This window comes from Sinosporangium siamense, from assembly GCF_016863435.1.
Classification (GTDB): Bacteria; Actinomycetota; Actinomycetes; order Streptosporangiales; family Streptosporangiaceae; genus Sinosporangium; species Sinosporangium siamense.
Genome location: NZ_BOOW01000045.1, coordinates 112,283 through 131,672, shown reverse-complemented (window position 1 = coordinate 131,672; position 19,390 = coordinate 112,283). Strand labels below are relative to the sequence as shown.

Annotated in this window: 20 protein-coding genes; 14 read left to right on the top strand and 6 right to left on the bottom strand. The window is 69.4% G+C overall.

Annotated features, from left to right (window positions below; genetic code table 11):
* The first annotated feature begins 70 nt into the window (after positions 1 to 70).
* The gene (locus tag Ssi02_RS33310) at positions 71 to 1,324 is read left to right on the top strand and encodes a methyltransferase family protein (RefSeq protein WP_204031563.1); all 1,254 of its coding nucleotides are present in this window, start codon (positions 71 to 73) and stop codon (positions 1,322 to 1,324) included.
* A 66-nt stretch (positions 1,325 to 1,390) separates the two neighbouring features.
* Here Ssi02_RS33310 and Ssi02_RS40020 read toward each other — a convergent pair whose 3' ends face one another.
* Complete coding sequence (locus tag Ssi02_RS40020) at positions 1,391 to 2,059, bottom strand: TetR/AcrR family transcriptional regulator C-terminal domain-containing protein (protein WP_373870232.1); 669 nt, start codon at positions 2,057 to 2,059, stop codon at positions 1,391 to 1,393.
* Between the two features lie 167 nt (positions 2,060 to 2,226).
* Here Ssi02_RS40020 and Ssi02_RS33300 point away from each other — a divergent pair, with 167 nt between their 5' ends.
* The gene (locus Ssi02_RS33300) at positions 2,227 to 2,346 is read left to right on the top strand and encodes a hypothetical protein (protein WP_204031561.1); all 120 of its coding nucleotides are present in this window, start codon (positions 2,227 to 2,229) and stop codon (positions 2,344 to 2,346) included.
* Between the two features lie 59 nt (positions 2,347 to 2,405).
* Here Ssi02_RS33300 and Ssi02_RS33295 read toward each other — a convergent pair whose 3' ends face one another.
* Positions 2,406 to 3,152 carry an SAM-dependent methyltransferase gene (locus Ssi02_RS33295; protein WP_204031560.1) on the bottom strand — a complete coding sequence of 249 codons (747 nt, stop codon included), beginning with the start codon at positions 3,150 to 3,152 and terminating at the stop codon, positions 2,406 to 2,408.
* Positions 3,153 to 3,716: 564 nt separating this feature from the next.
* On the opposite strand from Ssi02_RS33295, the gene Ssi02_RS33290 reads away from it, so the two are divergent.
* On the top strand, positions 3,717 to 4,940 hold the full coding sequence (locus Ssi02_RS33290) for a S8 family serine peptidase (protein ID WP_204031559.1): 1,224 nt from the start codon (positions 3,717 to 3,719) through the stop codon (positions 4,938 to 4,940).
* Between the two features lie 465 nt (positions 4,941 to 5,405).
* The gene (locus Ssi02_RS33285) at positions 5,406 to 6,035 is read left to right on the top strand and encodes a TetR/AcrR family transcriptional regulator (protein WP_204031558.1); all 630 of its coding nucleotides are present in this window, start codon (positions 5,406 to 5,408) and stop codon (positions 6,033 to 6,035) included.
* Between the two features lie 3 nt (positions 6,036 to 6,038).
* Here Ssi02_RS33285 and Ssi02_RS33280 read toward each other — a convergent pair whose 3' ends face one another.
* Positions 6,039 to 6,629: a DUF4291 domain-containing protein gene (locus Ssi02_RS33280; RefSeq protein ID WP_204031557.1), complete on the bottom strand. Its 591-nt coding sequence runs from the start codon at positions 6,627 to 6,629 to the stop codon at positions 6,039 to 6,041.
* A 129-nt stretch (positions 6,630 to 6,758) separates the two neighbouring features.
* Here Ssi02_RS33280 and Ssi02_RS33275 point away from each other — a divergent pair, with 129 nt between their 5' ends.
* The 4 genes from Ssi02_RS33275 to Ssi02_RS33260 all read left to right on the top strand — a co-directional run bounded on the left by Ssi02_RS33275 (position 6,759) and on the right by Ssi02_RS33260 (position 9,775).
* Complete coding sequence (locus Ssi02_RS33275) at positions 6,759 to 7,190, top strand: zinc-binding dehydrogenase (RefSeq protein ID WP_204031556.1); 432 nt, start codon at positions 6,759 to 6,761, stop codon at positions 7,188 to 7,190.
* The gene (locus tag Ssi02_RS33270) at positions 7,187 to 7,537 is read left to right on the top strand and encodes an ArsR/SmtB family transcription factor (RefSeq protein ID WP_204031555.1); all 351 of its coding nucleotides are present in this window, start codon (positions 7,187 to 7,189) and stop codon (positions 7,535 to 7,537) included. Before Ssi02_RS33275 ends, Ssi02_RS33270 begins: the two co-directional genes overlap by 4 nt.
* An 83-nt stretch (positions 7,538 to 7,620) precedes the next feature.
* Positions 7,621 to 9,042, top strand: a complete 1,422-nt coding sequence (locus Ssi02_RS33265; RefSeq protein WP_204031554.1) for an MFS transporter — start codon at positions 7,621 to 7,623, stop codon at positions 9,040 to 9,042.
* Complete coding sequence (locus Ssi02_RS33260) at positions 9,035 to 9,775, top strand: PIG-L deacetylase family protein (RefSeq protein ID WP_204031553.1); 741 nt, start codon at positions 9,035 to 9,037, stop codon at positions 9,773 to 9,775. The genes Ssi02_RS33265 and Ssi02_RS33260 overlap by 8 nt, the downstream gene beginning before the upstream one ends.
* 58 nt (positions 9,776 to 9,833) lie before the next feature.
* Here Ssi02_RS33260 and Ssi02_RS33255 read toward each other — a convergent pair whose 3' ends face one another.
* A complete protein-coding gene (locus Ssi02_RS33255; protein ID WP_204031552.1) occupies positions 9,834 to 10,673 on the bottom strand; it encodes a glycerophosphodiester phosphodiesterase in 840 nt (279 codons plus the stop codon).
* A gap of 121 nt (positions 10,674 to 10,794) precedes the next feature.
* Positions 10,795 to 12,501 carry a serine/threonine-protein kinase gene (locus tag Ssi02_RS33250; RefSeq protein WP_204031551.1) on the bottom strand — a complete coding sequence of 569 codons (1,707 nt, stop codon included), beginning with the start codon at positions 12,499 to 12,501 and terminating at the stop codon, positions 10,795 to 10,797.
* 386 nt (positions 12,502 to 12,887) lie between these two features.
* Between Ssi02_RS33250 and Ssi02_RS33245 the strand changes: the two genes are divergently transcribed.
* The 3 genes from Ssi02_RS33245 to Ssi02_RS33235 are packed head-to-tail and all read left to right on the top strand — an operon-like array spanning position 12,888 to position 14,877.
* Positions 12,888 to 13,511 carry an ArsR/SmtB family transcription factor gene (locus tag Ssi02_RS33245; RefSeq protein WP_239130215.1) on the top strand — a complete coding sequence of 208 codons (624 nt, stop codon included), beginning with the start codon at positions 12,888 to 12,890 and terminating at the stop codon, positions 13,509 to 13,511.
* Positions 13,508 to 14,239, top strand: a complete 732-nt coding sequence (locus Ssi02_RS33240) for an SRPBCC family protein (RefSeq protein ID WP_204031550.1) — start codon at positions 13,508 to 13,510, stop codon at positions 14,237 to 14,239. Before Ssi02_RS33245 ends, Ssi02_RS33240 begins: the two co-directional genes overlap by 4 nt.
* Before the next feature lie 38 nt (positions 14,240 to 14,277).
* Complete coding sequence (locus Ssi02_RS33235) at positions 14,278 to 14,877, top strand: dihydrofolate reductase family protein (RefSeq protein ID WP_204031549.1); 600 nt, start codon at positions 14,278 to 14,280, stop codon at positions 14,875 to 14,877.
* Between the two features lie 110 nt (positions 14,878 to 14,987).
* On the opposite strand, the gene Ssi02_RS33230 is transcribed toward Ssi02_RS33235, so the two are convergent.
* Positions 14,988 to 17,084 (bottom strand): excinuclease ABC subunit UvrA, encoded by a 2,097-nt coding sequence (locus tag Ssi02_RS33230; RefSeq protein ID WP_204031548.1) that lies wholly within the window; start codon positions 17,082 to 17,084, stop codon positions 14,988 to 14,990.
* Between Ssi02_RS33230 and Ssi02_RS33225 the strand changes: the two genes are divergently transcribed.
* The 3 genes from Ssi02_RS33225 to Ssi02_RS33215 all read left to right on the top strand — a co-directional run bounded on the left by Ssi02_RS33225 (position 17,061) and on the right by Ssi02_RS33215 (position 19,327).
* On the top strand, positions 17,061 to 17,501 hold the full coding sequence (locus Ssi02_RS33225; RefSeq protein WP_204031547.1) for a helix-turn-helix transcriptional regulator: 441 nt from the start codon (positions 17,061 to 17,063) through the stop codon (positions 17,499 to 17,501). The two genes, Ssi02_RS33230 and Ssi02_RS33225, sit on opposite strands and share 24 nt — an antisense overlap.
* 183 nt (positions 17,502 to 17,684) lie before the next feature.
* Positions 17,685 to 18,050: a MerR family transcriptional regulator gene (locus Ssi02_RS33220; protein ID WP_204031546.1), complete on the top strand. Its 366-nt coding sequence runs from the start codon at positions 17,685 to 17,687 to the stop codon at positions 18,048 to 18,050.
* Positions 18,051 to 18,085: 35 nt separating this feature from the next.
* Positions 18,086 to 19,327, top strand: a complete 1,242-nt coding sequence (locus tag Ssi02_RS33215; protein ID WP_204031545.1) for an MFS transporter — start codon at positions 18,086 to 18,088, stop codon at positions 19,325 to 19,327.
* Positions 19,328 to 19,390 lie beyond the last annotated feature (63 nt).

The window sequence follows — 19,390 nt, the reverse complement described above, 5'->3', positions numbered from 1 at the left end:
CTCCTGGCCTGCTGCGCAGGGGTCCGATTCCTCCCCCGCCTGAAGGCGGGGGTCTCCTCGGAGGTATCTGATGAACGACCCGGCGCTCATCCGCGGCCTCGGGCTGCTGATTCCGGTGGCGGGGTTGATGGTGGCTCTCGCCGTACGCCGCCCGGGTGAGCGTGACATCGCCGCCGTCATTCTCGCCACGGCCTGGAATCTTCTGGCGCTCGCCGTGGTGAACGGTCTCGCGCTTTCCCTTGGCTGGTGGACTTTCGCCGCGGAGGGAGCGGTCGTCGCGGGAGTTCCGGTGGATCTTCTGCTTGGGTGGGCAATCCTGTGGGGAGCCATCCCCGCCCATGTCGGCGTCAATCTTCCCCTTGCTCTGACGGCCGCCGTCGCGATCTGGCTCGATCTCGGTTTCATGCCGCTGGCCGCGCCGGTCGTGCGGCTCGGCCCCGATTGGTTGTACGGCGAAGCCGTCGCCGTCGTGTTTTCCCTCGTGCCGGGGCTGCTGCTGGCCCGGTGGACCACACGCGACGAACGGCTCGTCCCGCGTGTTCTCCTCCAAGTCGGGCTGGCCGGAGGGCTCATGGTCGCCCTGCCGGTGCTCCTCACGGGAGTGTGGCAGCGGCCGGCCTGGATGTTGGGTCTGACGGTTCAGGTTTTCGCAGTGCCAGCGCTGATGGGGCTGGCCGCCGTCCGCGAGTTCGCGGTCACCGGCCTGGGCACGCCTTTGCCGTACGATCCGCCGAAGCGCCTGGTCACGAGCGGACCTTATGGATATGTCGCTAATCCGATGCAACTCTCCATCACGCTCGGCATGCTGGTGTTCGCTCCGTTGGATCTGCGTTTCTTCGGTGCGGCGGTTACCGCTTTCGCATATGGAGCGGGCCTTGCCTCCTGGCATGAAGGGCAGAAACTCAGTGCAAAGTACGGCACAGCATGGGCGGCCTATCGCAGAGATGTCAGACCATGGATTCCCCGGTTGCGTCCGTATCACGGCATATCTCCGGCCGAGGTCTACATTTCGCACACGTGTGGGCAATGCCATCCGCTGGTCGGCTGGATCGGTAAACGGCGGCCTGTCGCGCTCACCGTTCTTCCCGCCGAATGCCACGCCGCCGGGCTTCGTCGTATGACATATGTGCGTGCGGACGGGGTGCGGGCCGAGGGGGTCGCCGCGTTCGCGCACGTCACGCAGCACCTTCACCTCGGCTGGGCTCTTGTCGGATGGGCGCTGTCGATGCCGGGTGTCACGTGGTTTGCCCAACTCGGTGTGGACGCCTTCGGTTCGCCGCCCAGAATCATTCCCGTTTCGCCTGACGGCAGGGATATGTCGTGATCGGCTCGCGCGACGTCCGGATACAGGCTGACTTCGAGGAGTCGTGAGCCCGAGGCCGGAAAGCGGCTACGGGCGGTGTGGGGCTCGCCGGCCAGCGGGATCCGATGTTATCTGCACCGCTATCCCGTCGAGGACACTGATAAGCCCGTGCTCGAAACGCTCGGAGGGTGGGAGATGCGCTGCCTTGGATTCCATGACCGACCGTGCGAACAAGGGATATTCCCCCGACTCTACAACCTGCCGCACATAGGGTCCGATGTAGTCGCGTTTCCATCGTTCCGGATCCAGACCCGTACGAGCGCCGCCGCACTCGGCGCCCTCTACACCGAGCGTCTGCAGAGCACACTCATCGAACGGCTCGGCCCCGGCGAAGGCGCACGCATCGCCGCGGACCGGCTGACGGCGGAGACACTCCGGAACTATCCGGCGGCGGCCCGCGAGGCGGTGCACTTCGCCGTCTCCAGCGGCGTGCACGTCGTCGCCGTCACCGCAGCCGTCTTTGGCGTGGCCGCCTTCGCCCTGGCGTGGTTCATCCGCGAAGTCCCCCTCCGGGACCGGACACCGGCCGACACGGCGGTGTGAACGTCTACGACACCGGCATTTCGCCTTGGACCGCCCACTGAGCTCAAAGTCTCCGCCGGCGACAGCCCGATGAGGTGCGCCGCCCCTCCGCGTTACCGGGCCACTCAGCGTCCGCCCCCTGACCGACAACACCCCGCCGACCACCCTGCGCATGGGCGGTCCAGCCGCATGTTCGAAACGGTGGTCCGCCTGACGGCGAAACGCCTGCCCCTTGTCCTCCTCGGCAGGGGTCCGATTCCTCCCCGCCTGAAGGCGGGGGTCTCCTCGGAGGTATCTGATGACCAGTCCCCTGAAGCTCGCCGTAGTTGTCGGCAGTGTCTGTGACGGACGTCGCCGGCACCGTGGCGTTTCTCGCCTCCGGCGACAGCCGCTATATGACCGGTCACCATTTGGACGTCTCGGGCGGCACAGCCGGTCGAGGGTACGTCTCCGCCGGCTGAACGGGGTCCAGCCGGCGGAGACGTGAAGGGTGGGCCCGGCAGCCGGGCACACCCCGTCGTCAGCGGATCATGAGGGCGAAGATCCCCCATCCAAGGTATTCACGCTGGTAGCGGGCGTAACGGGCGGGCTCTGTGGCGAGCTCGGCGGCGAACTCGTCCGCCAGCTCGTCGTCGGGATTGTCGTCGATCCAGCGGCGGATGTTGAGCCACTGGGTCGCGCGATAACGATCCCAGCCGTGGTGGTCGGCCTGCACCATCTCGACCACGTCGTAACCTAGCTCCCCGAACCGCTCGATCAGCTCCGGAAGCAGCATGAAGTCATCCAGGCTGTTGGCCTGGGAGCCTTCGACGGAGTCCTGGTCGGGGGGCGTGCGCCGCCAATAGGGCTCGCCGATCAGCAGCATGCCGCCGGGACGCAGGCTGCGCCGCAGCAGCTCGATCGTGCCGGCGAGGTCGCCGCCGATCCAGGTGGACCCGATGCACGCGGCGACGTCGACCTGGTGGTCGGCGACGTAGCCTGACGCGTCGCCGTGGATGAACTCGACCTGGCCGGTGACGCCGAGCTCGGCCGCGCGGGCGCGGGCCTTCTCGGTGAACAGCTTGCTGATGTCCACCCCCGTGCCGACGATCCCGTGGGCCTGCGCCCACGTGCACAACATCTCGCCTGAACCGCTCGCGAGGTCGAGCAGGCTTGCGCCCGGTTCCAGCCTCAGCGCCCGACCCAGGGTGGCGAGTTGGTGGTCGGTGAATGGGTTGTGAATCCGGTGGCTACTCTCGCGGATGGTGAAGTGGCGTGGAAGATCCACCTGTGGGGTCCTTTTCGTCTACATGGGTGATGATGGCTGCGAAGCGCGACCGATAGGCCGCCGTCACCCGGACCCTCAACATGTGCACCTCCATAACGTCAGCGGACACCGAACGCGCACAAGGTAGAGCCTCCCTCCACGCCGTGTCCATCGGTTTTTCTCCGCCATTGCCGTGCCTGCCCGACGCAGAAGTCCCCACCGGCACATGCCGTTGGACCACTGGTTGTTCCGCGGAACGACTCGGTGTCGCCCGCTCCTCCTCGACGCGGGACTTGACCTGATCTGCCGGACCGGATGAGCCGACGTGCCGCGCACGCCGGGCCCACACCTTGCGTGAGAAGGGCTCCCGCCGGCAGCCGAAGCCGAGATCGAGGCTCCGGCGTGGGAGCGCGGGGCCTGTGGAGAGCGGTTCCGGCCTGGGCTATTTGTGGTGATTTATGACCACTTCAATTGCTTTAGATAAATTTCGTGTTAAGAGATGACTTACCCTATGGAAATATATGACCTCAGTCTGTCAGCCTCAACTCTGTTCGCCCGACCGGGCGGCAGAGCGGAGGATTTCCTGTGCGCAAAACGCTCCTTGCAGTCCTCTTCGCAAGTTCCCTCACTATGACGGCGCTTCCGGCGACAGCCATGAGCAGCGCCGCGCCGGATCCCGTCACCGGCTACATCGTCGTCCTGCAGGACGACGCCAACGCCCAGGCGCTGGCGACCTCCCAAGCGGAGACCCACGGCGCCACGGTGGACCAGATCTACACCCACGCGCTGCGCGGCTACTCGGCCAAGATGACCGCCGGCGCGGCAGCCGCCGTCGCCAAGGACCCGCAGGTGCTGTTCGTGCAGCCCGACCGGCAGGTGTCGATCAATGTGCAGACCCTGCCCACCGGCATCGACCGCGTCGACGCCGAGCTAAGCCCCACCGCCGCCATCGACAACGTCGACACCCGTGTCAACGTGGACGTGGCGGTCATCGACACCGGCATCCAGCTCAACCACCCCGACCTGAACGTCTATACGGCGGGAGCCAGAAACTGCAACACCGGCAGCAGCGCCAACGACGGCAACGGCCACGGAACCCACGTCGCGGGCACCATCGGGGCGCTGGACAACAACAACCAGGTCGTCGGCGTGGCGCCCGGCGCGCGGGTGTGGCCGGTGCGTGTGCTCAACAACAGCGGCGGCGGTAGCTGGTCCCAGGTGATCTGCGGCATCGACTACGTCACCGCCAACGCCTCCCGCATCGAGGTCGCGAACATGAGTCTCGGCGGCGTCGGCTTCGACGACAACAACTGCGGCAACACCAACGCCGACGCCATGCACCGGTCGATCTGCGCCGCCGTCCGCGCGGGTGTGACCTTCGTGGTCGCGGCCGGCAACAACAACGGCAACGCGGCCAACGCGGTGCCCGCGGCGTACGACGAGGTCATCACGGTCAGCGCGCTCGCCGACTTCAACGGCCGCCCGGGTAAGGGCGCACCCTCCACCTGCCGCCCCGACCAGGACGACACGTTCGCCGACTTCTCGAACGACGGGGTGGACATCGACCTCATCGCCCCGGGTGTCTGCATTCTCTCCACGTGGATCGGCAGCGGCGTCAACACCATCTCGGGCACGTCGATGGCGAGCCCGCACGTAGCCGGCGGTGCGGCCCTCTACAAGGCCAACAACCCGACCGCCTCCCCCGCCGCGGTGAAGGCCGCACTCCAGGCGGCGGGCAACCTCAACTGGAACAACACCGACGACTATGACGGCATCAAGGAGCACCTGCTCAACGTCGCCACCTTCTAACACCTAGTGGACATCGGACCCGCGGAAGCCGCACCCGGCCCCGCGGGTCCGATCACTTCACCCCAGGCGAACCATGCTGGAACACGTCCCCATGGCTCTCATTGATCAAGACGCCGGGCGAGGTCCGGGCACCGTCCCGCGGGACAGGCATCGGACTCCGCTTTCGTCATGACTCGTACGGCATAAGCCAGCTCACCCGGCGACAGGAACGGGAGCCCGGCGAATCAGGCTCACGCCGTACGCGATCAGCCAGGTGACCCAAAGCAGCCATCCACCGAGGCCGAGCAGTCCGAGGGGCCCTTCCCGATCGATGACCAGCGGGGCGAGGCCGGCATCTAGGAGGCCGACAAGCCGCCCAGGATGAGCACGCGAATCCGATGGCCGCCACGCCGCCGATCAGGGGCATGGATGACTTACGGAGCACGTATTCATTATAAGCACCGTAAAGCAATAAGCTTGCAGATCATGAGTGCAGACCCGGGCAGACGCCGCTACGACTCCCTGCGCCGCAGCGTGCAGGCGCAGGAGACGCGTGCCGAGATCGCCCGAGCCGCCCTTCGCCTCTTCGTCGCGCAAGGGTGGGCGGCGACGACGGTGCGCGACGTGGCGCGGGAGGCGGGTGTCTCCGTGCCCACGGTGTATGCGACATATGGCAACAAGACCGGTCTGACCATGGCCTTGGCCGACGCCGGCGATCTGACTGCCGACCCGTCGCAGATGGTCGCCGAACTGGAGGATCCCGCCGCCGGCCCGGCCCGCCAGCTCGCGGCGATGGCCGCCTACGACAGGCGGCTCTTCGAGCGCGCGGGAGGCCTTATCAACCTTGTGCGGGAGGCCGCGCGTTCCGAGCCCGCGTTCGCCACGACATACGGCGACGCCAGGCGGCGGGGGGACGAGACGCGGATCCGGGTGTTCGGCTCCTGGCCGGCCGGCACACTCCGCGACGGCCTGGACGTCCCCACCGCTGTCGACATATATGCGGGCATGTGCAACATCGACGTCTATACGACCCTTGCCGTCGAGCGCGGCTGGTCGCCCGACCAGATCGAGCGATGGTGGAGTGAGGCGCTCGCGCGCGAACTCCTCAAGAGGTGACGGTCACATCCCCAATGTCGTGGCGATGTCGGCGGAGACGGGATAAGGCCGCTCCAGCGGGAGGCGCTCCGCCGCCCCGGACAGGTCGCCGTCGGCCACCAGACGGCGCACCTCGTTGACCGTGTCGGTGATGTCGGTGATGTCGAGGATCCATTCATCGGCGTAACGCGCCGCGTACGCCCCCGACAGCCCCACCTGGAGTGACCGGTGCGGCAGCGCATGCAAGTGCAGATCGCGCTCGGGGTCCCACTGCACACGCACCTGGCGATGCCGGGTGCGGGCCCAGGCGTCGTGGTCGGCGTGCGCTTTCCGGTCGTAGTGGCTCAGTCCGGCGTTGCGCAGGGCGTCCTCGAACCCCTCGCGGCGCAGCCGCACCGCCACCACGTGCTCCTGGCCCGGCTTACCGGCCCAGCCGGAGCGGTACATCATCCAGAGGAACGACGGTTTGATCCACGTCATCCGCTGCCGGCTCCAGGTCTCGGGGAAACGCCCGGACTTCGCAGCAGGGATCGCGATATGCGGCCCGTAAGCCTGATAGACGGTAATCCCGTTCTCGTCGTAGTCGGCCCGTATCTGCCGATAGTCACCTGTCATCTTGCCTCCATAAATTCATATCTATGTCCTTGTCACGTTAAAGATGTCGGCCGCGCGAAGTGACCTGACCCCGATGTCCAGCGACGTGTTTCGCCGGGGGGCTGGGTGGAAGGGGGAAAGGTAGAGGCATTGTCTCGCGGGGCGGGCCGGGTGTGGGTGGCCGATCATCATCCCGACCGGCTGCGTGTCGCGGAGGAGATGGGGGCCACTCCCATCAATCCCGCCGAACAGCACCCGGTCGAGGTCGTCAAGGAGACGACGCTCGGCATGGGCGCGGACAACGGCTGCGAATGCGTGGGTTACCAGGCCCACGACCCGCAGGGGCGTGAGGACGCCGGCGGGCCGCTCAACACGCTGATCGACGCCGTCCGGTTCACCGGTTCGATCAGTGCGGTGGGGGTGTTCGTGCCGCATGACCCGGGCGCCGCTGAGATGCAGGGTCAGATGGCGGCGGAGGGCAAGGTGCCGACGGGGGGATCAAGGTTGTGCTCCACCCGGACGGCAGAAGCGGGCGCTGATCCTCGGACGGGGCCGGGGCACGGTCCTACGATGGGCACATGAGCACAAGCGCGCACCTGGCAGGTGCACACGGTTCGCAGGCCGACGGCGAACGGCTGGAGGTCGCCGCGTCTGTGCTCGTCCTGCTCGCCGATCGCACCCGCCTGGCGCTCCTGCACCGTCTGGGCCGGGGTGAGGCCGACGTCACCACGCTCACCGAGGAGTGCGGCGCGCCGCGCCCGTCGGTGAGCCAGCATCTGGCGAAGCTCCGGCTCGCGGGCCTGGTGACCACGCGCAGGGACGGGCGTCACGTCTACTACTCATTGCGCCACGGCCATCTGCGGCGGCTTGTGGAGGAGGCGATGAACGTCGCCGACCACCAGATCCGTTCCCTTCCGCCACACGACTGAGCGTGACTGAGGACTACGCCCCTGGTAGAGCTATGGTTAATATGTGCACACGTATGCACATGTTGACCTCCGGGAGGCCGTCGATGTTGTCCGTGTTACGGAACCGCACATACCGCCACCTGTTCACCGCCCAGGCCGTCGCCCTCCTGGGCACGGGGCTGGCGACCGTGGCACTCAGTCTCCTCGCCTACGACCTCGCGGGCGACAACGCCTCGGCGGTCCTCGGCACGGCGCTCACGATCAAGATGGTCACCTATGTCACCATCTCCCCCGTGATCGGCGCCCTGGCCGACCGCCTGCCCAGGCGGACGCTCATGGTCGGGGCGGACCTCATCCGGGCCGCGGTCGCCCTCACCCTGCCGCTGATCACCCAGATCTGGCAGATCTACGTGCTGATCTTCCTGCTGCAGGCGGCGTCTGCGGCGTTCACCCCGACGTTCCAGGCCGTCATCCCCCAGGTGCTCCCCGCCGAACGCGACTACACCCGCGCGTTGTCGATGTCCCGCCTCGCCTACGACCTGGAGAGCCTGCTCAGCCCGGCCGTCGCCACCGCGCTCCTCGTCGTGCTCCCCTACTCGTGGTTGTTCACCGGCACCGCCGCCGGCTTCGCGGCCTCCGCCGCCCTCGTCGTCTCGGTCGTCCTGCCGCGGCCCTCCCCGGTGGAGCGCACCAGCGGGGTGTACGGCAGAGCCGTCTTCGGCGCCCGCCTCTGGTGGCGCACACCGCGCCTGCGCGCCCTGCTCGCGCTGGACCTGGCTGTGGCGGCCGCGGGGGCGATGGTCCTGGTCAACACCGTCGTCGTGGTCCGCCACCATTTCGAGCGCCCGGCCGAGGCCGTCTCCCTGGCGCTCGGCGCCTACGGCGCGGGCTCGATGCTCGCCGCACTCCTGCTGCCGCGCCTGCTCACCCGGGTGAGCGATCGCGGCGTGATGCTGCCCGCCGCCTTCGCGCTGCCCGCCGCGATGGCCGCCGTCACTGCGCTCACCGCCGCCTCCCCCGGGCCGTGGTCCTGGCCCGCGCTCCTGGCCGCCTGGGCGGCGATCGGCTTCGCCGGCTCCGCCGTACTGACCCCGAGCGGCCGGGTGATCCGCCGTTCGTGCGCCGATCCCGATCTGCCCGCCGCCTTCGCCGCGCACTTCTCCCTGTCGCACGCGTGCTGGCTGCTGACCTATCCCCTGGCCGGGTGGCTCGCCACGGCGGCGGGCCTGCCCGCCGCCGCCGCCGCGCTGGGCGGGGTCGCCCTGGCCGCCGCCGTCGCGGCTGCGCTGACCTGGCCTTCCCGCGACCCGGTGCGGCTGGACCACCTTCACATCGACCTGTCCGCGGACCATCCCCACCTGGCCGGCGCCGAGGCCGTGGGCGGCGGGTGGCGGCACGGCCACGACTACGTCATCGACCAGCACCACGCCACCTGGCCCGCCCTCGGACGTTGCCGACCTATACGGCGGGGGGGTATAAGGGGATATAGCAAGGTGAGCGAGTCGAAGGAGCGAACCCATGGGTGAGCGTGTGTTGCTGATCGGTGTCTACGGCATGGAGCTGGTGGAGTGCGGGGGTGCGCTGGCCGCCAACGTCGCCGCCGGAGGGGAGTCGTTCGCGACGCTCATGCTGTGCCGCGAGCGCATGAGAGCCGACGTCCGGAAGGCCGCCGGCGTCCTCGGTGTGCAGGAGCCCGACTTCCTCGGTTTCCGCAACGGATATGTGGCGGTCGACGAGGAGCACAAGCGTGCGCTGGTCCGCGTGATCCGCACGGTGCGCCCCAGCATCGTGATCACCCAGGATCCCGAGCACTCCCTGGCCGACCTCGACCCCGACCGCCGCCCCGCGATGACCTTGATCCTTGAGGCGCTCGGGCTGGCGAGCCGCGAGTTCGCCGCCGACGACGGCCTGGAGCCGCATCCGGTGCCGACGATCTACTACATGACCCCGTCCCGGCCCAACTGCGTGGTCAACATCGCGCCCCACTGGGAGCAGAAGTGCTCCGCGATGGACATGCTTGAGTCGCAGATGGAGTTCTCCGGCCGCCATTGGAGCGAGGCCCTGGCCCCTGGGGACGCCGAGGCCCTCGTGCCGGGGTTCGCGGAGATCGGCAGCGACCTGGAGCGCGGCCGGGCCGTGCACCGCGCGCTCGACAGGGCCGTGCACATCTACCACGGCATCGGCCACCACGGGCATTACACCTTCGCCGAAGCATACCGCCGCGAGGGCGACTTTCACCTGCCGACCCTGGTCCGGTAATCGCATAAAAAGCAGGTGGGTACGGCAGGGCCCTGCCGTACCCACCTTCCGGGGGATGTCAGCTGTCGAGGATGTCGCGGAGCACGTCGGGCTTGTTGGTGATGACGCCGTTCACCCCGTGCGAGATCATGCGGCGCATGACCTCCGGATCGTCAACGGTCCAGGTGTGGACCTCCATGCCGAGGTCCTGCACACGCTGGACATAGTCCGGCGTGACGGTGCTGTAGTGAGGGTTGATCTGCTTGGCGAAGCTCGACAACTCCGGCAGTTGCTCGACCGGCGGGGTGCCGAGCAGGCCGACCGGGACGCCGGGCAGGACCTGGTGGAAGGTGCGCATCGAGGTCCAGTTGAACGACTGCATGACGGTGCGGCCGCGGCGCAGCCACGACGGGAGGTCCCGCAGGTCGTCGGCGACGTTCCGCTCGATGCCCGGATAGAGCTCGGGGGCCTTGATCTCCAGAAGCAGTCCGAGCCGCCGCCCGTTCATGGCGCGCAGCGTCTCGGCAAGAGTGGGCACGGCTTCGCCCTCGAACTCCTCGGAGAACCACGATCCCGCGTCGAGCTTGCGGATCTCGTCGAGGGTGAAGTCGGAGACCCGCCACGGCGCCCGGTCGGGGAAGACCGTTTCCACGTCGGTGGTGCGGGTCAGGGTGGTGTCGTGCATCAGGACAATTTCGTGGTCCTTGGTCTGCTGAACGTCGATCTCATAGAAATGCGCTCCCTGTCTGCTCGCCAGCTCGAAGGCGGCGATGGTGTTCTCGGGCGCATACGCCGACGCGCCACGGTGAGCGACGTTGACGACCGCCTGCGGCGGTTTGACGGCGGCTGCCACGGCGGTGCCGGACACCGCCAGAACGGCAAGGATGGTTGTGACCATGAGGCTCAGGCGCCGGAACATGGGTCTCCTCGGGATGAGAGGCGGCCTACACCCCGAATCTCTCGACCCCGCGTGACCTGTAGTTGTTGTGTGAGTGACGCACAGGCACCGGATGGATGAGCATTGGCTCGTTTTCGGGCAGTCAGCCGGCCGGTCCGCGGGTCAATCCGTCGATGTTCGCCGAGGCCACGACCTGTTCGAAGGCGGCTTCGTCCACGCTCTTGACGCTCGGGACGACGAAGGCGACCTGGGACTTGGGGAGATACCAGACCCTGCTGGTGTAGGACCCGTGAGAGCACCGGAGGCGCCACTTCCGGTGCACGGCGTTCCTGCCGTCGCTCAAGGACGTCATTCCGGAGGTGAGCAGCTTCCCGCCGACCGTTGAGTCGTAGTCGGTGACGTGCCCATAGGCGGCGTCCCCGTTCGCCTTACGGGCCGGAAGTCCCGCCTTCCTGGTGGCCGTGCCGCCGGAGAAGCAGGGAAGCACGAACTCACCGTCGAAACGCCAGCCGTTCACGAGATCGCCGATCGACCTTCCCGGCCATTTTTCCGGCGTGGAGAACGTCTCGATCCGCATGGCGTCCGGGCGGCAGGGGTAGTCCCAGGCGCCGTTGCTCCCCCGCGAGTTCGGCGACTCCAGGCAGGCGACGTCCTCATGGACCTTGACGAGTCTCCAGCCCCCGGGAACCCGGAGGGTTATGCCGTTGAAGAGCGCCGTCGTCGGCTGCGCACGGGCGGGGACCGCCGGGATCGGAGCGGGGGGCGGGACCGCGGCCCCGCGGCCGCCCGGCACCTGCGAGGTGACGGAGGACCGTTCCCGCGGCCTCTCGTCATGCTCCGCCACGATCAGGCCGAGAACCCCCACCGCGGCGGCGCCGGCGGCCACCCAGAGGAGCGGGCGTGCGTGCCACGGGGTCTCCGGCGCGGGCCAGGGCGCCACGCTGCCGGCCACGGGCGGGGCCCATGTGCGCTGGAGGTGGGTCGTGATGTCGGCGGCGGGGTCGTCCCGCACGAGGACGATCGCCTGGCCGCGCTGCCGCCGCCAGGCGTCGGCGACCGACGCGAGCAGCTCGGATGTGGCGGGCCGCCGCGCCGGGGACTTGTCGAGGGCGGCGTCGACGAGTTCCCGCAGCCTCTCCGGCACGGCGGAGGTGTCGACCGGGTCCCGCATCACGCGCAGCGCCAGCACCTCCGGACGGGCCGTGCCGTACGGCAGACGCCCGCTTGACGCGTAAGCGACAAGGAGGCCCCAGCCGTACACGTCGGCCGCGCCGCCCGCGTCCTCCCCCACGTATTCCTCCGGGCTGATCCACCCCGGGGAGCCGACGACGAGGCCGGTGCGGGTCAGCACCGTCCCGTCCAGGGTCGAGGCGATGCCGAAGTCCAGCAGGCGCGGGCCGTGCGGGCCCAGGATGACGTTCGACGGCTTCAGATCGCGGTGCACGACACCGGCCGTGTGGATGGCGCGCAGCGCCTCGGCCAGACCGGCGGCCAGGCCGAAGAGCACGTCACCCTCCAGCGGCCGCCGTTCGTGGACACGCTGGTCGAGCGTCGGGCCGGGCACGAACTCTGTGGCCATCCACGGCCGGGCCGCGTGCGGGTCGGCGTCGAGCACGGGCACGACGCACCGCCCGCCGACGCGCCGCATCACGCGCACCTCCCGGGCGAACCGGGAGCGGAACTCGGGGTCGGCCGCGACGGCGTCGTGCACGAGCTTGACCGCCACCCGCGCGCCGTTCGCCGACACGCCGGCGTAGACGATCCCCATGCCGCCCACACCGAGCCGTCCCACAATGGCGTAACCGCCGACCTTGGCCGGGTCGCCGTCGACGAGGGGATTCAGTCTCACCGGAGGGGGCTGTTCCACGTGCGGCGCGCGGAACGCTCCATTCCGGCCGGCGCGACGCCCATGCCACCCGCGCCGAGCCGTCCGAGGATGCGGTGGGGACCCACTCTTTCGGGGTCCCGAAAAAGCAACGGAAGAATCTCCGGATCCTGCCTTTCACAGGTCGTACAGATCCCTGGCCCCGAGCAGGATCCGTTGCCGGAACAGCACCCGCGATCTTAGCCAGCAGAATGCCGCGCGTCCACCCAAACCGTGCGAATGACTGCGAGTCATCCATTTGAGAAGCCCCAGGTCACTTCGCCTCCACCGGCGATCGGCGGCGAGGTGTACGGCATGAGCCCGACCCGACTCCGCCGTACCCCGGCGGATCACCGACGAGGAACGCTGTCTTGACAAGAAAAATTGTCGGTGGCTACTCTGAAGGCATGCAGGACGTCGTCGTGATCGAGGACCCGGCCGCGGCCGAGGTCTCACTGGACCCCATCAGGGCCAGACTGCTGGCCGAGCTCAGCGAGCCCGGCTCGGCGACCTCGTTGGCCGCCAAGGTCGGCCTGCCCCGCCAGAAGGTCAACTACCACCTCAAGGCGCTTGAGGCCCACGGGCTCGTCGAGATGATCGAGGAGCGGCGCAAGGGCAACGTCAACGAGCGCATCATGCGTGCGACCGCCGCCTCCTATGTGATCTCGCCGACCGCGCTGGCGTCGGTCCAGCCCGACCCCTCGCGCTCCCCCGACAACCTGTCGGCGAGCTGGTTGCTGGCCGTCGCGGCCCGGCTGGTGCGCGATGTCGGGGCGCTCATCAAGGGGGCCACCCAAGCGCGCAAGCGCCTGGCGACCTTCGCGATCGACGGTGAGGTGCGTTTCGCCTCGGCGGCCGACCGGGCGGCGTTCGCCGAGGAGCTCGCCGGGGCCGTCTCAGCCCTCGTCGCGAAATATCACGACCAGTCCGCCGAGCGCGGCCGTGACCACAGGATCGTCGTCGCCGTCCATCCGAGCATGAAGGACAAGTCATGACACATCCCTTTGAGCTGAACCAGGAGCTCGAACTCAACGCCACACCCGAGCAGGTCTGGGAGGCCATCTCGACCGGGCCGGGCTTCGACTCGTGGTTCATGGGGCGCAGCGAGCTCGGCGCCGAGGAGGGCGGGCCGGCCAACCTCTCCATGCTGGGCCACACCCAGCGGGCCGTCATCACCGCCTACGAGCCGGGCGCCCGCCTCGCCACCCGCGGTGAGGAGTCCCCCGACGGGCGGTTCATGGCGATCGAATATCTCGTCGAGGGGCGCGGCGGCGGCACCACCGTGCTGCGGCTCGTGCAGCACGGCGTGCTCGGCGACGACTGGGAGACCGAATTCGAGGCGATGAAGGCGGGCTGGCCCATCTACCTGGAGACGCTCCGGCAATATCTGCGCCACTTCGCCGGGCGCACTCCGTCGGTCACCACGGTGGCGAGGTTCGGTGCCGGCGGCCCGGAAACCGTCTGGAAGACCGTCACCGAGTCGCTCGGCCTCGCCCAGCACGTCGAGGAGGGCGAGACCGTCCATCTCCCGGATGGCTCCACCGGTGTCGTCTTCTACGCGAACCTGCCCGTCAACCTGGGGATTCGCACGGCCGAGGGCCTCTATCGCTTCATCCACTCGGGCAGCGACCGCGGCGACGCCCTCGTCCTCGGCCACCAGAACTTCGCGGGCCGCGACGAGCAGCCCGCGTGGGATGCCTGGACGACCCAGAACTTCGGCTGACCGTTCACCGTCAAAGACACGAAAGTAAGAGAAACACCATGCGCATCGTCATCATCGAGTTCATGAGCCTCGACGGCGTCGTCCAGGCCCCCGGCGGCCCCGGGGAGGACACCGACGGTGGTTTCGCCCACGGCGGCTGGAGCCACCCCTTCTTCGACGAGCTCACGGGAGGCGCCTTCGACGACGTGCTGTCGAAGGCCGACTCCATGCTCCTCGGCCGCCGCACCTGGCAGACGATGGCGGGGGCCTGGCCCAGCCGCAAGGGCGATCCGTTCTCCGACCGGATCAACACCATCCGGAAGTACGTCGTGTCCGACACCCTCGCCGACAACGCGCTGACGTGGGACAACTCAGTCCGCATCCCCAAAGGCGACGCCGTGGAGCGCATCCGCGAGCTGCGCGAGGCCCCCGGCGGCGACATGGTGGTCATGGGCAGCGCCACCCTCGCCCGCAACCTCGTCCAAGAGGGGCTGGCCGACGAGCTCCGCCTCATGATCATGCCGGTGCTCCTCGGCGGCGGCAAGAGCATCTTCCCCGGGGACGGCGGCAAGCGCACCCTCGAACTGGTCTCCGTCACCACCAGCGAGCGGGGCGTCAACCTGTGCGTCTACCGCCCGGCCGCCCCGTCCGGCGACTGATCCCGGCAGGCGAGATCCCGCGCGTGCCCAAGGTTTCCCCCGCCGACGCGTCGATGACGCGGGTCCGCGCCATGAGCCCTTCGAGGGCCGGCCCGGGAACCCCCTAGGCTCTAAAGTGAGGGCGGACTCTCGCCGAGCTCATCGAGTGCCTTGCGGAGATATCGGCCGGTCACCGAGGAGTCGCAGTCGATCAGGGCCTCGGGCGGGCCCTGAAAGACGACCTCGCCGCCGTGCATGCCCGCGCCCGGCCCGATGTCGACGACGTGGTCGGCGTGCGCGACGACACGCTGGTTGTGCTCGATGGCGATGACGGTGGCACCCTCCCCGACGAGGTCGTCGAACAGCGCGAGGAGGCGGTCGACGTCGGCGCCGTGCAGCCCGGCGGTCGGTTCGTCGAGGACGATCCGGCCACTGCGGGGGTCACGGAGGTCGCTGAGGTGGCGGGCGAGTTGAAGGCGTTGCCGTTCTCCGCCGGACATGGTGTCGAGGCTCTGGCCGATCGACAGATAGCCGAGTCCGACGCGCTCCAGCCAGCCGAGCCGCGGGGCGACGTCCGGCCGGCCCGCGAAGAGCGCCGCGGCTTTCGCGGGGCCCATGGCGAGAGCGTCGGCGATGGTGTGGCTCCGCAGGGTGGCGGCCAGCGCGGTGGGATTGAACCGCGTGCCGGCGCAGGCGTCGCAGGTGGTCTGCACATCGTTGAGGAAGGCGAGATCGGTGATGATGACGCCTTTGCCCTTGCAGACCGGGCACGCGCCGCGGGCATTGGGGCTGAACCACGACGGGTGCAGCCCCGCGGCCCGGCCGAAGGTCTCACGGATCGTGCCGGCGACGCCGAGTACGGTGACCGGGGTCGACCTGAGGCCACCGCGCAGCGACGCCTGGGCGACGACCGTGAAGCCGGGGTGCTGACGAGGCAGTTCCGACGCGAAGAGCGTGCTCTTGCCTGAGCCGGCCACCCCGGTGACCACGGTCAGCACACCGAGCGGCACCTCGGCGGTGACGTCGCGGAGGTTGTGCGCACGGGCGTGTGCGATCGTCACCGTTCCGCGTGCGGTCCGGGGGTGCCGGCGGAGGCGGATCGGGGCACGCAGCACCCGGCCGGTCGGCGTGCCGGTGCGCCGCAGCTCCGCCGGGGTGCCTTCGAACTGCACGGCGCCGCCGAGTGCTCCCGCCCGCGGCCCGAGATCGATGACGTGGTCGGCCGCGGCGATGACCGCCGGGTGGTGCTCGACGACCAGGATCGTGTTGCCCGCGTCGCGGAGCCGGTTGAGCAGGTCGAGCAACCGGTGCACGTCGTGCGGGTGCAGCCCCGTACTCGGCTCGTCGAAGACGTAGCAGGCGTCGCTGAGGGCGCTGCCGAGGTGGCGGACGATCTTCACGCGCTGGGCCTCGCCGCCGGACAGGGTGCTGGAGTCGCGGTCAAGGCTCAGGTGGCCGAGGCCGACCGCGTCGAGGGCGTCGAGCCGGTCCCGGACGGCCGTGAGGAGCGGGGCGAGGGCGGGCGCGGCGACCGAGGCGACGACGTGCCGCAGCTCGACGATCGGCAGGGCCGACCAGTCGGCGATCGACCGGCCGTCGATCAGGCTGGCCCGGGCCGCTTCGTTGAGGCGTGTTCCCGCGCAGCCGGGACATGTGCGCCGGGTCACCACCGCGGCGAGGGCCTCGCGCTCGTCGTCGGTGAGCCGTGACGGGGTCCGGCGGAGGTAGGAGTTGCGCAGGCGCGGCATGACGCCGTCGAACTTTGACGTCGCCGGATATTCCGGGTCGGGGTTGGCGAGCCGCAGGCCCTCGCCGTACAGCAGGGTCCGCAGATCGTCGGGCGGCAGCTCGGAGAGAGCCAGGTCCGCGTCGACGAGGCCGGAATGCACGAGGCGTTTCCACCGGTAGGTCCCCGGCGCGAAGGTGGGGAATCGGATCGCGCCCTCGCGCAGGCTCTTCGAACGGTCGAGCAGTGCCTCAAGGTCGATGTCGACGACGCCCAGCCCCTCGCAGCAGGGGCACATGCCGGTGGGGTCGTTGAACGAGTAGGCGGGGGTGAACCCGGCGGAGGGCCGGCCGGCACGGGAGAAGGCGAGCCGCAGCAGCGGCGCGAGGTCGCTCGCCGTGCCGACGGTGGAGCGGGCGTTTCCGGTGAACCTGCGCTGGTCGACGACAGGGAGCCGTCGCGGCGGACGGTCGAGCCGATGCGGCTCGTGCGCCTGCGGCAACGGTGGTATCTGTTCGGGTGGGATCTCGACCGGCACGACTGGCGCACCTTCCGGCTCGACCGCATCACCGAGCCGGCCACGACAGGTGAGACCTTCCGTGCGCGAGCCCTGCCGCCCGGCGATCTCGCCGATCATCTGCGGGAGCGTTTCCGCGGGCCTGCCGCCCACCGGATCACGCTCACGCTGCACACCGGCGCGCGCGACGCCGCGACGCGTCTGCACCGCGTCGACGGGACACTCCACCCGATCGACGATCACACCTGCCGTTACATCGCCGAGGTCGACTCCTACAAATGGCTCGCCGTCGTGCTCGTGCTCACCGACGTCGAGTTCACCGTCGAAGATCCCGAGGACTTCCGGCACTATCTGACCGGCGCCGCCCGCCGCCTCCTCCGCGCGACCGGCCAAGCCCCCTGACGCGCCCGCCGCCGCCTCCACGCGACCGGCCAAGCCCCTGACACGCCCGCCGCCGCCTCCACGCGACCGGCCAGAACCCCTGACGTGCCCGCCGCCGCCTCCTCCGCGCGACCGGCCAGAACCCCTGACGTGCCCGCCCGCATAGACTCGCCTGCGACCGGCCAAGGCGGAGGGGAGGCGGCTGTGCGCATCGGAGAGCTGGCCAGACTCGTGGGGACGAGCGCTCGCTCCCTGCGCTACTACGAGCAGCAGGGCCTGCTGTCGTCGGTGCGCGCGGAGAACGGATATCGCGACTTCGACGAGTCGGCGGTCGTCCGCGCGAGCAACATCAAGCACCTCCTGGACTCCGGTCTGAACATCGAGGACGTCGGGGCATACGCGGCCCACGGCTGCCTGGACCGGCCCCTGCACGAATCCCCGCGATGCGCCGCCGAAGGGGAGACCGCACGCCGGCGGCTGGCCGAGGTGGACCGCCGGATCGAGCAACTCCAGGAGCAACGCACACGCCTGGCCGTGCATCACACGGCGATCACCGGGCCGCCCGTTTGACCTTGACACCGGTGTCACGCTTTTAGCGTGCACGCATGAACGCTGACAACAAGGGCGTGCGAGGACACGGCTGGCTCTTGGTCCTGCTCCTGGCGACGTTTGTGATCGGTACGGATGACTTCGTCATCGCCGGAGTCCTGCCGGAGATCGCGGCCGACCTGGACGTGAGCGAGGCGGCGGCGGGGCAGCTCGTGACGGTCTTCTCCATCACCTATGCGCTGGCCGCGCCCCCGCTAGCGGTGCTGACGGCGCGATGGCCGCGCAAGACCCTGGTGGTGGGGGGACTTGCCGTCTTCGCGGTCGTCAACGTCGTGACGGCGCTGGCCCCGGCCTATGCCGCGCTGATGGCCCTGCGGGTGCTGGCGGCGCTCGTGGCGGCGGCGATCACCCCCGCGGTGTTCGGGATGGCGGGCCGGCTGGCGGCGCCTGAGCGGGTTGGCCGGACGATGGGCGTGGTGGCCGCCGGGCTGACCATGTCGCTCTTCGCCGGGGTGCCGATCGGGACGCTCCTCGGCTCGGCGTTCGGCTGGCGCTCGACGTTCGCGGCGGTGGCGCTGTTCACGTGCGCGGTGGTCGCCGCGGCGTCCGTGCTGCTGCCGCGGCTCCCCGGCGCACCCGAGCTCGGGGTCGGGGCACAACTGCGCGCCTTGAGCCGGCCGGCGGTGCTACTCGGCGTGCTGGGCACGGTCATGGGGGCGAGCGGCGGGCTGATGACCTATACCTACATCGCCCCGATCACCCACGACCTGACCGGCCGGGGTGGCACGCTGGTGGCGCTGAGCATCGCCGTGGTGGGCGTCGCGGGGGCCTTCGGCACCTTCGCCGGCGGCAGGCTGACCGACAGGTGGGGAGCGGACCGTGCGCTGCTGTTCACCTTCGGCGTGCAGGCGGTCGCGACGGCAGGGCTCGCGGTCATCGGCCTTCTGGGGCAGGGCTCGGCGCCGGTGTGGCTGCTGCTGACGACCCTCGCCGTGTGGGGTTTTGGCGGGTGGGGCTTCAACCCTCCCATGAACACCCGGGCGCTGCGCCTGGCCGGCGACGCCGGCACCGAGGCGGTGGCGCTGAACACCAGCGGTCTGTACGTCGGCATCGCCCTGGCCGGCGCCCTCGGCGGCGTGGCGCTCGAACTCCACGGCGGCCTCGGGCCCGCGGTCGCGGCGAGCGTGATCCTGCTGCTGACGTTGTCGCTGATGGTGATCTCGGTCAGGCGCTTCCCGTCCGGCGATCGCGCCCCGGCAGACCTCGGTGCACCCCAGTCCATGCCCTCGTCCCACTAGACATGGATTTATGCCCGTTAATCGATTTGACGGATAACGCCAAGGTCTAAGCGGCGACGGCGG

What these genes read in the sequence shown, in the direction of transcription:
- Ssi02_RS33310 (WP_204031563.1), top strand. Translation starts at nt 71, where the DNA reads ATGAACGACCCGGCGCTCATCCGCGGCCTCGGGCTGCTGATTCCGGTG.
- Ssi02_RS40020 (WP_373870232.1), bottom strand. Translation starts at nt 2,059, where the DNA reads ATGCGCAGGGTGGTCGGCGGGGTGTTGTCGGTCAGGGGGCGGACGCTG.
- Ssi02_RS33285 (WP_204031558.1), top strand. Translation starts at nt 5,406, where the DNA reads ATGAGTGCAGACCCGGGCAGACGCCGCTACGACTCCCTGCGCCGCAGC.
- Ssi02_RS33280 (WP_204031557.1), bottom strand. Translation starts at nt 6,629, where the DNA reads ATGACAGGTGACTATCGGCAGATACGGGCCGACTACGACGAGAACGGG.
- Ssi02_RS33270 (WP_204031555.1), top strand. Translation starts at nt 7,187, where the DNA reads ATGAGCACAAGCGCGCACCTGGCAGGTGCACACGGTTCGCAGGCCGAC.
- Ssi02_RS33265 (WP_204031554.1), top strand. Translation starts at nt 7,621, where the DNA reads ATGTTGTCCGTGTTACGGAACCGCACATACCGCCACCTGTTCACCGCC.
- Ssi02_RS33260 (WP_204031553.1), top strand. Translation starts at nt 9,035, where the DNA reads ATGGGTGAGCGTGTGTTGCTGATCGGTGTCTACGGCATGGAGCTGGTG.
- Ssi02_RS33255 (WP_204031552.1), bottom strand. Translation starts at nt 10,673, where the DNA reads ATGTTCCGGCGCCTGAGCCTCATGGTCACAACCATCCTTGCCGTTCTG.
- Ssi02_RS33240 (WP_204031550.1), top strand. Translation starts at nt 13,508, where the DNA reads ATGACACATCCCTTTGAGCTGAACCAGGAGCTCGAACTCAACGCCACA.
- Ssi02_RS33235 (WP_204031549.1), top strand. Translation starts at nt 14,278, where the DNA reads ATGCGCATCGTCATCATCGAGTTCATGAGCCTCGACGGCGTCGTCCAG.
- Ssi02_RS33225 (WP_204031547.1), top strand. Translation starts at nt 17,061, where the DNA reads ATGCGGCTCGTGCGCCTGCGGCAACGGTGGTATCTGTTCGGGTGGGAT.
- Ssi02_RS33215 (WP_204031545.1), top strand. Translation starts at nt 18,086, where the DNA reads ATGAACGCTGACAACAAGGGCGTGCGAGGACACGGCTGGCTCTTGGTC.